Raw genomic sequence first — 13,676 nt, 5'->3', positions numbered from 1 at the left:
AATTGTTACCTCTAATGTAAAGTAACAATTTAGAGTAATACTCAAAGTAACACTAACTTATCTAAAGGCTATATTATGGGTAAGCTTACAGATACAAAAATTAAGAGTTTGAAACCAAAAGAAAAAGATTATGCATTGTCTGATGGTAGTGGGTTACAAATATTAATAAAACCTGATAAAAGTAAAAAATGGGAATTTATCTTTTCAAGTCCTACTCAATATACAAGTGAGGGAAAAAGGAAAAGAAGAAAAACTACATTTGGATATTATCCTAATACTTCATTAGCAACTGCAAGAGATAGAGCCAACGAATGTTTAGACCTCATCAGTAAAGGTATAGATCCAATAGATAATAAACATCAAGAAAAACAACAACTAATTAAAAAAGAAAATAACAACTTTAAAAATATTACTGAACAATGGTTAGAATTTGAAGAAAAAAGGATGACTCCAAGAGCATTTAAAAGAAAAAAATCAATTGTTGTAAATGATGCTTATCCATATTTACAAAATAAATCTATTGAAGATATTACACATCAAGATATTATCAAAGTTTTAAAAGATAGATTAAATAAAAAGATTCATTCAGCTAAAGATAATGAAAATCCACCTGATGGGATTGAAACAGCAAATAAACTATATAACCATCTTAATACAATATTCAAATATGCAATTACTTTAGGCTATGCAGAAAAAAATCCTTTTGATAACATATTAAAAGACTTAATAATACCAAAAGCAGATACAACACACTATGCAAAAATTACAGAAACAGATGAACTAAGAAATTTAATCAATGATATATATAACTATAACGGACACTTTAGCACTATAAATTCTTTAAAATTAGGTATTCATTTACCTTTAAGAGCATCTAATCTTACAAACTTGAAATGGGAATATATAGACTTTGATAAAAGAAGTTTAACTATTCCAAGAAACTTAATGAAAGTAAAAAATAAAAACCTACCTGATTTTAAAGTTCCACTATCTGATGAGGTAGTAAGCATATTAAAAAATCAATATGAGTTTACCTCACATCAAGAATATGTTTTTCTATCTGTAAACAATAAAGTCTTAAATTCAAATACTCCAAATGTAGCACTTCAAAGAATGGGTTACAAGAACAAACACACGCTTCATGGCTTCAGAGGAACATATAGAAGTTTGATAGATACACATCAAAAAGAACACAATATAGATTATGATGTGAAAAAAAGATTTTTAGACCATCACGATAATAACAAAGTAGAATTAGCCTATAACCATAGAGCAGAATTTTTTGAGCAAATGAAGCCATTAGTTAAGTGGTGGAGTAATTTTTTAAAAGGACTAAGAAGTGAATAATTTGCCTACTAGAAGTAATAATTTATATACAGATATAGAAAACTTTGATAATTATGAAATAACTGATTGTATTGCATATGAAATGGCTATTAGAACACCTTTAGTAAGAGAATATATAGAATTAAAAAAAGATGGAAATAATTTAGATTTACTAAAACTTTATAATATTGAAAATGAAATTGAAAAAAAATGTTGGTTGATGAAAGAAGATATACATCATATACACAAAGAGAAATATAATCACTTTAAAAATTGTCCATCAAATTTTGAGAAAACTAAATCTACATATATAACTGAAAAGAAAAAAAATAAAAATGGGGATATTATAAAAAAAGAAATAGCTTTTTCAGAAAATACTGAAACAAAAAGAAAATTATTTATGAGTACATCACGACCTACTTTATATATTCCTTTAGAATTTAGAAATGATGTTGAATTGAATATAAATTTTAACAAACCAATAAAAGAAATTGAAAATTACATTAAATTGATTTATAAATCAAAGTTAAAAGTAGGAAAAAATAAATCTGAAATAATAATGGAATTACGTACTTCTAAAAGCTTATCAAAGGAATTTAAAAAATCAGAATTAAAAAAATATGCAGATTGGTTTTATATTTATGATTGTTATAAAATTTTAAAAACTTCAACTAATAAATCTGATGAGAAAATATTTGGAGAAATAGATAACTTACTATGGAAATATTATGATTCAGAAACAAACATTAATTCAGAAACAAATATTTATTCAGTTGATACCTATAAAAAAACCATTTTAAAAAATATGAAATTTTTTATTGAAGAATATGGATATAAAGAACTTCTAATAGGATATAGTCCAGATAGGTAAATTTTTAACTATATTTTTTACCTTTTTTTCTTTCTAAAATTTCATACAATTCACTTAGATTAATCAAATACAACAAACACACAGTTAGCTAATTGTGTCCAAAGGACATAAAATGAAACAATACTTAAGAGCTTTAGAAGTTGCTGAATATCTTAGTATCGGACTTAGTACAGTATGGTTATATGCAAAACAAGGGAAATTAACTCCAAAGAAATTATCAAATCGTGTAACAGTTTTTAATTTGGATGAAATAAATAGTTTATTTAGTGATACAAAGATAGAGTTTATAGACCCCATAGAGAATAAGGAGTTAATATGCAAAATGTAAAACTACATAAACTCAATGAGTTATTAGAAAATTTAATTTCTATTGATTACAATGAAGCAGTTGATGCTTATGATTCAATAGTATTATTTCAAAATAGTTTACATCTTGTAATGGAAAATTATCCTAAAGAACATATATATAATAAAGTGCTTGATAAATTAATGCAAATAGCTCAGGATAAACAAAATGAGTATTTCAAAAAAATTAATTTACCAGAAATTGAATAGAATATTTTTTAAGTCATTTTATCTAATCTATTTCCCGACAAAAAATGGGATTTGGTAAGGGTAAAATCATATGATATAAAAAAGTCTCAAATTCCCTATAAATAGGCAAGGGAAATGAGACTAATATAAACTTTATTTTGTACTATCTCTTAATATAGTGCAAATTTAGTTTTTGAACAGTAACAATATTATATTTATTAACACCTTAGGAATAGATACTATAAGGTTTATAATATCATGTGATACTCTTTACAAATGGTTAGATAAAAATGGTTTAAAAGTAGAAGATAAAATAAGCAATACAGTCATAAACAGTTTTTATCAAAAAGAGTTAAAAAGTAAAATGGATTTTCAAATAAAAGCTATAAAAATATCAAGTGTAAATAATCTTAGTGGATATGCAATAATCAAACTAAATGACACTACTATAAACTTATCAAAATCAAATAAAAAAAGAAAATCTTGGTTTGCTGAGGTAGTATTTGCAGGACTTAGACAACCAACTAAAACCATCAAAAAAGACACTTATGATATTTTAGCTATGTTTATTAATAGATTTAAAATATCTACTATGGATATTTGTGTAGATGGTTTAAATAAAAAAGAGATATCTAAATCCAACAAATTTTTTTACCAAAATCTATTTAAAGAATATATCAATAATAAAAAAAATATAAATCTTTACAAAAGTAGCTTTTATATAAATAATCCAATAGCTAATGAAGATGATACAGATATTTTTGTAAAAATACTTTATTATGATAAATACCAAAAAGAAATAAATCAAAATAACAAAAAATTATCTAAAAAATTGATTGACTGGAAACGCTTAGAAGTAACAATAAATATTAGTAGATATAAACTAAAAGATATAAACATAGCTGATTACATATATGATATATCTAATATAGCTAAAAAATGTTTTGGAGATATAAAGTTTTGTACTCAATATATTTATCAAAAACAGATAGAAATCTTATTAAATGGTTATAAAAGACGCTATTTTGATAGTCTTTAAAAATAAATTATATAAATCCATAGGTACTACCTATAAATATTTCATATATAAAGGGGTGTCCATAGCCCCTTTTTTACTCTACATTCCATTTATTTTTCAAAAGAATAAACACCAACGCTTACCTAAAAATATATAACAAAAATTTTATAAAGGCTTTTAAATATCGATAATTACCATACTCTACAGAAATAATTTAGTTTTAATTTATTATGAATTTAACTGTTTAAAGCGTTTATCCTATTTTATGATTCTACTATTGTAGAATAATTATGGCTAAATTGGATATTTTTTCTGATATATTAGATTTTAGGATTTAGTCTTTTTGTATTTTAAAGAATTCACAAAATTCTATATTTAAAATTTTAGAAATTTTGTGTAATTGAGCAATATTAAATTTACGATTATTTTTATATATTTCAGCTGATGATACCAAACTAGTAGATTTATTACCCATCTCTAAAGAAAGTTCTAATTGACTCATTTTTGCTTTTTTTCTAAATTCAGCAACATTTTTACCAATAAGTTTATATAGTTCTTCTGTACTTAAATCATCAAACTTTTTATTCATATTTTCCTACATTACAAATGTAGTGCAAGTATAGTTATGTAAAAAAATCTTATCAAGTTACAAATGTAGAGTAAATATGTAACAAAAGATATTATAATTTCAGAATAATTTAAAATTTGTTATTTTTATTTATTATTTTTGTACTATACTGAAAAATCAAATTATTGATTATTTTCGAAAAAAGGAATCTCAATGAAAAATAAAATATTATCTGCAACTATAAGCTTGTCGTTTGTATTTACTTTAAGTGGATGTTTCACACCACCTCCTCCTCCACCTCCAAAAGTATATAAAAATCCTAATGATAAAGAAGCAATAAAAATGGTTTTAAATTCAGTTGGAAATAATAATCTTAGTGGAAATGCATTAATAAAACAACAAGGTGGAGGAATTGTTACTTGTGCAGGAAATGAAGTTGCTTTATTTCCAAAAACAAATTATTCGAAAGAATATTTACAATATGAGTTTGAAAATGAGTACTATTCTTATGGATATTTTAGTAATGGTAAAGGCTACAAGAAATCTTGGAATTATCTGAAAAATCCTTATCCAAAAGACAGTAAAATAACTGTTTGTGATTCTCAAGGAAATTTTGAATTCCAAAATTTAATAGATGGAACTTATTATGTCCTTACCGTAGTAACTTGGACTGTACCTGGTAAATATGGTGGTTCTGACCAAGGAGGTAATATGCTTCAAGAGGTTGAACTAAAAAATGGTACTACAAAAAAAATTGTTTTAAGTGAATAAATTTTATTACATTTAAAAAAGTTATTAAGAAACCTTAGAATGAGTAAAAAAATTCAAAGGTTTCCTAAAATCTAAATAACTAAAATATTATAAGTTTCTAGATAATTTAAAATTAGTTATTTCTTATGTTAATATTTAAAAAAGGAGTTTAAATGAAAAAAATATTTTTTTTATCTATCTTTGTAAGTTTTAGTTTTGCTAATGTGTTTGCTTGTAAAAGTGAAAGTTCTCTTTATTTAATTGCAGATACAGATAAAAATTCTAGGATTTTTGTTATGGAAGATTTAATTCGTGATGATAAATGTAAAATTTTATATGGTTTTACTGTAGTACATGAGGGGCAACATATTTCAAAAATAAGATATGGTGATACTTACTATTATGTATTAACTGCATATATAAAATAGGAGCTTAAATGAAAAAAATATTGTTTATCTTATTCTCTACAGGAATTCTATTTGCATCAAGTACAATAAATACAAATAATACTTGGGGTTGTATTACAGAAAATAAAGAAACCGAAATGAATAATGCAATAGGTAATAAAGATGAAAAAGCAATGAATTATTTAATAGACTATGGTTATTGTTTTATACTTGAAAAAGGGCAAGAAATTAGTATTATAGATGATTCAAATCAATATCGAACAAAAATTCGTATTTATCCTGAAAACAAAAGACCTGCAGAAATTTGGATTAATAGTTGGTATATATCTAAATAAAATACAAAGAAAATATATGAAAAAAACAATCATTTCATTAATTATAGGAATAATACTATTTGTAACATACACACAAATAACTTTATTTAGTATCCAACCTATTGGTGCGATACCAGAAGGTAAAACACTTGTTATTTTGAGACTAAATAAAACAAATTTTATTGATAGTGCAGATGCAATGTGTTTAAGAGAAATGGGTAGTTTAAATCTATTATGTAGAGGTATGATGTTAAATGCGGTTACACAAAAAACTAAAATACTTTTTAGTCTACCATATAATGAATTTTTATATAAGATTTCAACTAATGGAAAGGAATATATAAAATGATAGAAATACTAATTTGGGGTGCAATATTAGGACTTATACCTGCTTTAATAGCACAATCAAAAGGTCATTCGTTTATTCTTTGGTGGATATATGGCGCAATGCTATTTATATTTGCATTAATACACTCTTTACTTATATCAGCTGATAAAGAAGAATTAGATAGAAAAAAAATAAGAGACGGTATGAAAAAATGTCCTTATTGTGCAGAATTTGTAAAAGAAGAAGCACAAATTTGTCGTTATTGTAATAAAGAATTAAACTAAAATAAATAATTACAACGATACACGCTTACAAATTAAAAAAAAAATACATTTAAGGAATAAAAATAGAACATATAAATTTTGTTACTCTAAGTGTTACTCTAAGAAATTGTTATTTATAAAAAATCCTATATTAAGGGATTTATAGCTATTTATTAGGAGTCTGGAGAAAGTACTTTATGTACTCTTTTTTTTTGTAAAAAATCAAATCAAATCTTCAAAATTAGCATCTAAAATTAACAATTTTTTTTCAATTTTATTATAAATAAATCTTCTATCACCTTTTTTTATTGCATTAAAAATTATATGTTTAATTTCTAATTCTGTTTTATTTTCACGTTTCATTAAAATAAAAAAATCTTTCAAAGATAAAAAACCACTTGATTGTTTTTGTTTCTCATCAACTTTATTTGCAATTTGAGGTTTATATATTGAACGCATTTCATTAAATGCACTTTGAAGCAATTTTATCTCTGAATTGAAAACCTCTATTATTCTTTTTTGATTTTTTTCAAGTCTAAAAATTTCTGAGATATACTGTTTTTTCATCCATTTCATAGATTTCTTTAAAAGTTCAATTTGTTCATTTTTTACTTCAATAATTGCTTCAAAACTATTAGAATTATTAGAAGTTATTGGTTCGATTTTTTCTTGTGAGTTATAATTTTTTTGGCTGTCATCAACATAAACAAAAATTTTTCCATCTTTTTTGATTGATTTTAATTGATTTTTTTTAATACGATAATGTATTCCTTGTAAAGATAAGCCCAATATTTCAGCAGCTTGTGAAGTTGTTACTAATCTTTCCAAGGTTTAATTCCTATAATTTTGAGCTATCTATTTCAATAACAGTGTGTACATTTCCTCTTGGTTTAAAGTCAGCAATAACTTTAAGCCATTTTGGCTCTAATTTACTATTTAAAGTATCAAAAATTTCATTTGCTGAATTTTCATGCGAAATATATCTATTCATAAAAGAATTAATATAAATTTTTAAAGCTTTTAATTCAATAACTTTTTTGTTTGGAGTATATTGTATTTTAATTGTTGCAAAATCTGGATAACCACTTCTTGGACATTTTGCCATAAATTCAGGTAATTCAATATCAATTATATAATTTTTATCATGTTCATTTGGCCAAAAATTTTCATCTTTATTAATATCAAATTCTAAAATCTCTTTTTCACCATATTTGATTTCCATATCTTTACTAACCTTTATAAATATAAAATTTTTGCCAATTTTATCCAAAATTGCCTTATAAGTGTTACTTATTGAAAAAACTAATTATTTAAAGTATAATTTTTAACTATTCCAATAATATAAGAGAGAATTATATGAAAAATAAAATTTATGATATAGTAATTATCGGTGGAGGACCAGGAGGAATTGGTTGTGCGATTGAAGCATCTGCTCATAAAATAGGTAATATTCTATTAATTGAAAAAACAGAAAATCACTCAAACACAATAAGAAAATTTTATAAAGACAATAAAAGAGTTGATAAAGATTATAAAGGTCAAGTTATAACTTTACAAGGAAATGTTGATTTTTTTGATGGTACAAAAGAGACAACATTGGATTATTTTAATGATTTGTTAGATAATGAAAAAATAGATTCAATATTCAACACTGAAGTTGAAAAAATTACAAGAAATCAAGAAACAGATTTATTAGAAGTTCATACATCAAAAGGTTTAATTCAAACAAAAAATGCAATAGTAGCTATTGGCAAAATGGGAAAACCAAATAAACCTGATTATAAAATTCCTCCATCTATTAAATCACAAGTTGGTTTTAACTTAGATAGATGTTCATCAAATGAAAAAATATTAGTTGTTGGTGGAGGAAATAGTGCAGCTGAATATGCTTATCATCTTGCTGATCAAAATAACAATGTGACTTTAGTATATAGAAAACCTACTTTTACAAGATTAAATGACCTAAATGAAGAGCTTTTAAATAAATATAATGGTGAAGAAAAACTTAGACTTAGAATGAATACTGATATTGAATCACTGGAAAATGAAGAAGGAAAAGTAAAAGTTCTTTTTACAGATGGCTTTACTGTTCTTTATGACAGAATAATATATGCAATTGGAGGAACAACACCTATTGATTTCTTAAAAGCCTGTGGAATTGAAGTAGATGAAGATTTAAAACCTATATTTGATAAACATCAAGAAACAACTGCAAAAGATATATATGTGGCTGGAGATATTGCATTTGCAAGTGGTGGTTCAATTGCTATTGCTTTAAATCATGGTTATCATATTGTAAATAACATTTTGAGAAAAAGAGGGGAGATTTTTTCTTTTACAGAAAATTTTTCAAAATAAAAAAAGCATAGCAAAAACTATGCTTTAAAAAAATTAAACGTCTAAGTGTTCAACGTCTTTTGCGTGTTCTTCAATATAATTTCTTCTTGGTTCTACTTCATCACCCATAAATAAAGTAAATGTATCTGAAGCAATTTCTGCATCTTCAATTTTTACTCTTAAAAGTCTTCTATTATCAGGAATCATAGTTGTTTCCCATAATTGTTCAGGATTCATTTCCCCTAAACCTTTATATCTTTGAATATATGCACCTTTTTTAGCAAGAGTTTCTATATCATCTAATATTTCTAATAAATCTCTTCCTTCAAAAACAGTTAAATCTCTTTCTATTAGTTTATTATAAATGTATGTAGCTTCACTAAAATATGGTGATGCAAATAACTCTTCATCAATTATTAATTCTTCTAAACCTTCATTTGTTTGAACAAATAATTGAATTTTATCATCAAGAACAGTTTTTGATAAGATGTTATAACCTTTAGCATCTAAAAATTCTTTTACTTTTTCATATAAAGATGAAAAATCTAAATTAACTAATTCATTATTTTCAATTAAATATTTTAAAACTTCAAGTAAAGAATATCTTTTTCCTAATTGTCCTAACATACTTCTATATCTTGCAACAATTTTAAATAAATCAAGTAAATCATTGTAACCTAAACCTTCAAAAGTAAATGATTCTAAACCATTTTCAATTAAAAATGCAGATAATGCTGTATCATCTTTTAAATATATTTCATTTTTACCTTTTTTATATCTATAAAGTGGTGGTTGTGCAATATATAAATAACCTTTTTCAACTACAGGTCTTAAAAATCTAAAAAAGAAAGTTAATAATAAAGTTTGAATATGACTACCATCAACATCGGCATCCGTCATAATTATAATTTTATGATATCTTATTTTTTCATCATCAAAATCTTCACCAATTCCACAACCTAAAGCTGTAATCATATTTCTAATTTCATCAGATTTAAGAATCTTATCAAGTCTACTTTTTTCAACATTTAAAATTTTACCTTTTAGTGGTAAAATTGCTTGGAAAACTCTATCTCTTCCTTGTTTTGCTGAACCTCCAGCAGAATCTCCCTCAACCAGATATAATTCTCTAATTGCTGGATCTTTACTTTGACACTCTGCAAGTTTACCTGGAAGTGTTCCAACTGTCATTGCATCTTTTTTTCTAGTTAAATCTCTTGCTTTTTTAGCAGCTTCTCTACCTCGTGCAGCCATTAAAGCTTTTTCCATAATAGCTTTAGCTTGAGTTGGATTTTCTTCAAAATATTTATCTAATGCATCACCAGTTAATTTTTGAGTAATTGCTTTTACATAAGAAGAACCTAATTTACTTTTTGTTTGTCCTTCAAATTGAGGTTCAGGAACTTTTACTGAAACAACTGCAATTAAACCTTCTCTTACGTCATCACCAGTAATTTTTGTATCTTTTTCACGTGCTGCTGCATTCTCATTTAAATATTTAACAATACTTCTTGTAAGACCTGCTTTAAATCCAGCTTCATGAGTTCCTCCGTCAATTGTTCTGATATTATTTACAAATGATAAAGTTTTTTCAACATAAGTTTCATTATACATAACTGCAATATCAACTTCAACACCATCAATATTATCATTAAATGCAACAGAATCACAAATTGCAGTATCTTTATTTAAATCTTCAACAAATTGTTTAATTCCACCTTCAAAGTGATAAACTTCTTTAGTTTTAGTTATTTCATTATCTAAAGTTATAGATATAAAAGAGTTTAAATAAGCAACTTCTCTAAATCTTTTTGCTAATACTGCAAATTCGTATTTAGTAACTTCAAAAATAGAATCATCAGCTAAAAATTCAATTGTAGTACCAGTTTTTCTTGGACTATCTCCAATAACTTCCAATGAACCTTGAGGAATACCGCATTTAAATTCTTGATAATGAATTTTTCCTTCTCTATAAATTGTCATTTTTAAGTGTTTTGATAATGCATTTACAACAGAAACCCCAACACCGTGAAGTCCCCCAGAAACTTTATAAGTATCTTTATCAAATTTTCCACCAGCATGAAGAACAGTTAATACAACAGTTGCAGCACTTATACCTTCACCTTGGTGTATAGCTGTAGGAATTCCTCTTCCATCATCTTCAACTTTAATCCAATGATCTTTTGTCATAGTAATTTTTATATTTTTACAATAACCAGCCATTGCTTCATCAATAGAGTTATCAACTACTTCATATACTAAATGATGAAGACCATTTGTATTAGTATCACCAATATACATTCCTGGTCTTTTTCTAACAGCTTCAAGACCTTTTAAAACTTTAATGTTATTAGCACCGTATTCTTGTTGACTCATTATAGATTTCCTTATTTTTGTTTAATTTTTATTTTTCTAAAACTATTGGCATTACAATAGTAAAAAATTTATCATCTTCAAGTAAAAATGGTAAATTTGATTCATTAAATCCAATTTTGATTTTTTCATTATTTGACATACTTAAAAAGTCTAATAAATATTTTGCATTAACAGCTAAATAAAACTCTTTATCAATATTTAAATCAATATCAATTTGAGTTTTTGCTTCACTATCTTCATCTAATGATTCAAAAATTATTGATTTTGAATTAAATGTAATTTTAATATTTGAAAATAGAGATGTTACAAGTTTAATTGATTCTACAAGCATATTTTTTGGTAATGGAAAATTGTATTTTAATGTTGCAGGAATAATTCTTTCATAATCAGGAAATTTACCATTTATTAATTTTGTAAAAAATTTAGTTTGTTCGCTTGAAATTACTAAGTTTGTGTCATCATAAGAAATTTTTGCTTCATCTAAAAATAGTTTTTGAATTTCAATAATTGCTTTTTTAGGAATAATAAATTGTGCTTCGTCATTATTTATATTCTGTAAAAATGAAACTGCTAATCTTCTTGTGTCAGTTGAAACAAAATTAATTTTTTGACTTTTTATATCAAGTAAAGCACCATTTAATTCAAATTTTGGATTATTATTATCAATTGCAGGTGTAATTTTTCTAATAGAATTTATAAAATTTATTGTTGACATAGATAATTCTTTTAAATTTTCTGATTTATTTAATGATGGAAATTCATTTGCATCATATGTTGGTAATTTAAAAGTTGATTTATTTTGTTTAATAATTAAATTGTTATTTGAAGCTTCTATATTTATTTCTTCATTTTTTAATCTTTTAATTATTCCTAATAAATTTGAACCATTTACTGTTGCTTTTCCATCAACTGTATCTAAAATATTATCTATGTGAGATTCTAATCCTATTTCATAATCAGTTGCTTTTATGATTAATTTAGCATTATTAATTTCTAAATAAATATGTGATGTTATTGAACTAGAATCTTTTTTTTCTAAAAAAGGTTGCATTGAAGCTATTACATTTTCAAAAATACTTTTAGTGATTACAAACCTCATTTTTCTCTCCTATATTTTTTATTTAATTTAGTAAAAGTAGTAGTGTATGTGAAAAGATGAAAACACTTCTTAAAGCACTGATATAGCGATCTTTTACCAGTGATTAAAAAACTCAATGTATTCACATCTTTTCACATAAGTCTTTAAAACTTTTTGTTTTAAAAGCTTTTACTACTCCTTATTTATGATTTTATTTTTTAAATTTTCAATGATTAATTTAAAGTTTTCATCTTTTTCAATTAATTCATTTGCTTTTTTAATATTATGCGAAATTGCACTGTGATCTTTCATACCTAAAAACTTTGCAATATCTGGCATAGAGTTGTGAGTTAACTCACGTGCAAGATATATTACTATTCTTCTAGCATTTGCAACTATTGCTGTTCTTTTTTTAGATTTAATGTCACTTGGTTTAATATTTAATTGATTTGCAACGATATTAATAACATCAGGAAGTTTGATGTTTTCTTTTGTCTCTTTAATTTGTTCTTTTAATAGACTTTGAACCATTGGAAGAGTGATTTCTTGATTTAATAAAGAAGCACTAGCGTTAATTCTGATTAATACACCTTCAATTTCTCTAATTGAATTATCTAAAGTTGTTGCAATAAAATTGATAATTTCTCTACTTAAGTGTATTCCATTTAATTCAGATTTTTTTTCAATAATTGCAATTTTTGTTTCAAGTCCTGGAATTTGAACATCAGCTGTTAATCCCCATTCAAATCTTGATTTTAATCTATCAACAAGTCCTGCAATTTGTGAAGGAAGTCTATCACTTGTCATAACAATTTGTTTTTTTGCATTGTGAAGTTCATTAAAAGTGTGAAAGAACTCTTCTTGAGTTTGTTCTTTTCCAGATAAAAACTGAATATCATCAATTAAAAGTACATCACATTTTCTATATTTATTTCTAAAATGTTCCATATTTTTGTTTTTTATTGAAAAAGTAAAATCATTCATAAATTGTTCAATTGTTACATAAATAACAGTGCTTCCTTTTTCAATTGCATGATTTCCAACTGCTTGTAAAAGGTGTGTTTTTCCTAGACCCGTCCCACCATAAATAAAAAGTGGATTATATTGAGTTCCAGGTTTGTTTGCAACAGCTAAAGAGGCATTATATGCCATTTGATTAGATGGTCCAACTACAAATGAATCGAATGTATAAGATGGGTTAAGTATCGTACTTTCGGCAGTTTCATTTTTTACTTTTTCTGAAATAATCTCTTTTTTAGATTTTTTTTCACCGGCAAGCTTTATTTCAATTGATGGCTTTGAACCATCATAAATTTCAAAACAGTGTTGAATTAAATTTGTAAATTTACTCTTTATCCAAGAGGCAATATACTTGTTATTTACTTCAAAAATGGCAATTTTTTCATCAGAAGAAACTTTTTTATATACCAATTGTTTTAGGTATCTTTCATAGTCAACTTTGTTTGCTTCTTTTTGAATAATTGTTAAAAAATCTTTGCTTGTCAT

Annotated in this window: 17 protein-coding genes; 11 read left to right on the top strand and 6 right to left on the bottom strand. The window is 24.9% G+C overall.

Annotated elements, in window-relative coordinates; translation table 11 throughout:
- The first annotated feature begins 75 nt into the window (after positions 1-75).
- The 5 genes from ADFLV_RS00085 (at position 76) to ADFLV_RS00065 (ending at position 3,770) form a co-directional block, all read left to right on the top strand.
- On the top strand, positions 76-1,347 hold the full coding sequence (locus ADFLV_RS00085; RefSeq protein WP_129011409.1) for a tyrosine-type recombinase/integrase: 1,272 nt from the start codon (positions 76-78) through the stop codon (positions 1,345-1,347).
- Entirely contained in the window at positions 1,340-2,197 is an 858-nt protein-coding gene (locus ADFLV_RS00080; RefSeq protein WP_129011408.1) for a hypothetical protein, read from the top strand. The genes ADFLV_RS00085 and ADFLV_RS00080 overlap by 8 nt, the downstream gene beginning before the upstream one ends.
- Before the next feature lie 112 nt (positions 2,198-2,309).
- Positions 2,310-2,525 (top strand): helix-turn-helix transcriptional regulator, encoded by a 216-nt coding sequence (locus ADFLV_RS00075; protein WP_129011407.1) that lies wholly within the window; start codon positions 2,310-2,312, stop codon positions 2,523-2,525.
- Positions 2,513-2,752 (top strand): hypothetical protein, encoded by a 240-nt coding sequence (locus ADFLV_RS00070; protein WP_129011406.1) that lies wholly within the window; start codon positions 2,513-2,515, stop codon positions 2,750-2,752. Before ADFLV_RS00075 ends, ADFLV_RS00070 begins: the two co-directional genes overlap by 13 nt.
- 343 nt (positions 2,753-3,095) lie before the next feature.
- The gene (locus tag ADFLV_RS00065; protein WP_164968519.1) at positions 3,096-3,770 is read left to right on the top strand and encodes a hypothetical protein; all 675 of its coding nucleotides are present in this window, start codon (positions 3,096-3,098) and stop codon (positions 3,768-3,770) included.
- Positions 3,771-4,083: 313 nt separating this feature from the next.
- Here the strand turns inward: ADFLV_RS00065 and ADFLV_RS00060 are convergent, their stop codons facing one another.
- Entirely contained in the window at positions 4,084-4,338 is a 255-nt protein-coding gene (locus ADFLV_RS00060) for a helix-turn-helix domain-containing protein (protein ID WP_129011404.1), read from the bottom strand.
- Between the two features lie 192 nt (positions 4,339-4,530).
- Here ADFLV_RS00060 and ADFLV_RS00055 point away from each other — a divergent pair, with 192 nt between their 5' ends.
- The 5 genes from ADFLV_RS00055 (at position 4,531) to ADFLV_RS00035 (ending at position 6,400) form a co-directional block, all read left to right on the top strand.
- The gene (locus tag ADFLV_RS00055) at positions 4,531-5,088 is read left to right on the top strand and encodes a hypothetical protein (RefSeq protein ID WP_129011403.1); all 558 of its coding nucleotides are present in this window, start codon (positions 4,531-4,533) and stop codon (positions 5,086-5,088) included.
- Between the two features lie 152 nt (positions 5,089-5,240).
- Positions 5,241-5,495, top strand: a complete 255-nt coding sequence (locus ADFLV_RS00050) for a hypothetical protein (protein WP_129011402.1) — start codon at positions 5,241-5,243, stop codon at positions 5,493-5,495.
- An 8-nt stretch (positions 5,496-5,503) separates the two neighbouring features.
- Complete coding sequence (locus tag ADFLV_RS00045; RefSeq protein WP_129011401.1) at positions 5,504-5,809, top strand: hypothetical protein; 306 nt, start codon at positions 5,504-5,506, stop codon at positions 5,807-5,809.
- Between the two features lie 16 nt (positions 5,810-5,825).
- Positions 5,826-6,137, top strand: coding sequence for a hypothetical protein (locus ADFLV_RS00040; RefSeq protein ID WP_129011400.1), 312 nt, complete (start codon positions 5,826-5,828; stop codon positions 6,135-6,137).
- Entirely contained in the window at positions 6,134-6,400 is a 267-nt protein-coding gene (locus ADFLV_RS00035; protein ID WP_206731472.1) for a zinc ribbon domain-containing protein, read from the top strand. The genes ADFLV_RS00040 and ADFLV_RS00035 overlap by 4 nt, the downstream gene beginning before the upstream one ends.
- Before the next feature lie 201 nt (positions 6,401-6,601).
- Here ADFLV_RS00035 and ADFLV_RS00030 read toward each other — a convergent pair whose 3' ends face one another.
- Positions 6,602-7,207: a MerR family transcriptional regulator gene (locus ADFLV_RS00030; protein ID WP_129011399.1), complete on the bottom strand. Its 606-nt coding sequence runs from the start codon at positions 7,205-7,207 to the stop codon at positions 6,602-6,604.
- Between the two features lie 10 nt (positions 7,208-7,217).
- Positions 7,218-7,595 carry a preQ(1) synthase gene (gene queF, locus ADFLV_RS00025; protein ID WP_041654956.1) on the bottom strand — a complete coding sequence of 126 codons (378 nt, stop codon included), beginning with the start codon at positions 7,593-7,595 and terminating at the stop codon, positions 7,218-7,220.
- Between the two features lie 140 nt (positions 7,596-7,735).
- Between queF and ADFLV_RS00020 the strand changes: the two genes are divergently transcribed.
- Positions 7,736-8,737, top strand: coding sequence for an NAD(P)-binding domain-containing protein (locus ADFLV_RS00020; RefSeq protein WP_129011398.1), 1,002 nt, complete (start codon positions 7,736-7,738; stop codon positions 8,735-8,737).
- Between the two features lie 33 nt (positions 8,738-8,770).
- Here the strand turns inward: ADFLV_RS00020 and gyrB are convergent, their stop codons facing one another.
- The 3 genes from gyrB to dnaA form a co-directional block, all read right to left on the bottom strand.
- Entirely contained in the window at positions 8,771-11,092 is a 2,322-nt protein-coding gene (gene gyrB / locus ADFLV_RS00015) for a DNA topoisomerase (ATP-hydrolyzing) subunit B (RefSeq protein ID WP_014472719.1), read from the bottom strand.
- A 28-nt stretch (positions 11,093-11,120) separates the two neighbouring features.
- A complete protein-coding gene (gene dnaN, locus ADFLV_RS00010; RefSeq protein ID WP_014472718.1) occupies positions 11,121-12,191 on the bottom strand; it encodes a DNA polymerase III subunit beta in 1,071 nt (356 codons plus the stop codon).
- A gap of 171 nt (positions 12,192-12,362) precedes the next feature.
- On the bottom strand, positions 12,363-13,676 hold the full coding sequence (dnaA, locus tag ADFLV_RS00005; RefSeq protein WP_014472717.1) for a chromosomal replication initiator protein DnaA: 1,314 nt from the start codon (positions 13,674-13,676) through the stop codon (positions 12,363-12,365).

It is taken from the genome of Arcobacter defluvii (assembly GCF_013201725.1).
Taxonomy (GTDB): domain Bacteria; phylum Campylobacterota; class Campylobacteria; order Campylobacterales; family Arcobacteraceae; genus Aliarcobacter; species Aliarcobacter defluvii.
This window is presented reverse-complemented; position numbering and strand designations above follow the sequence as displayed.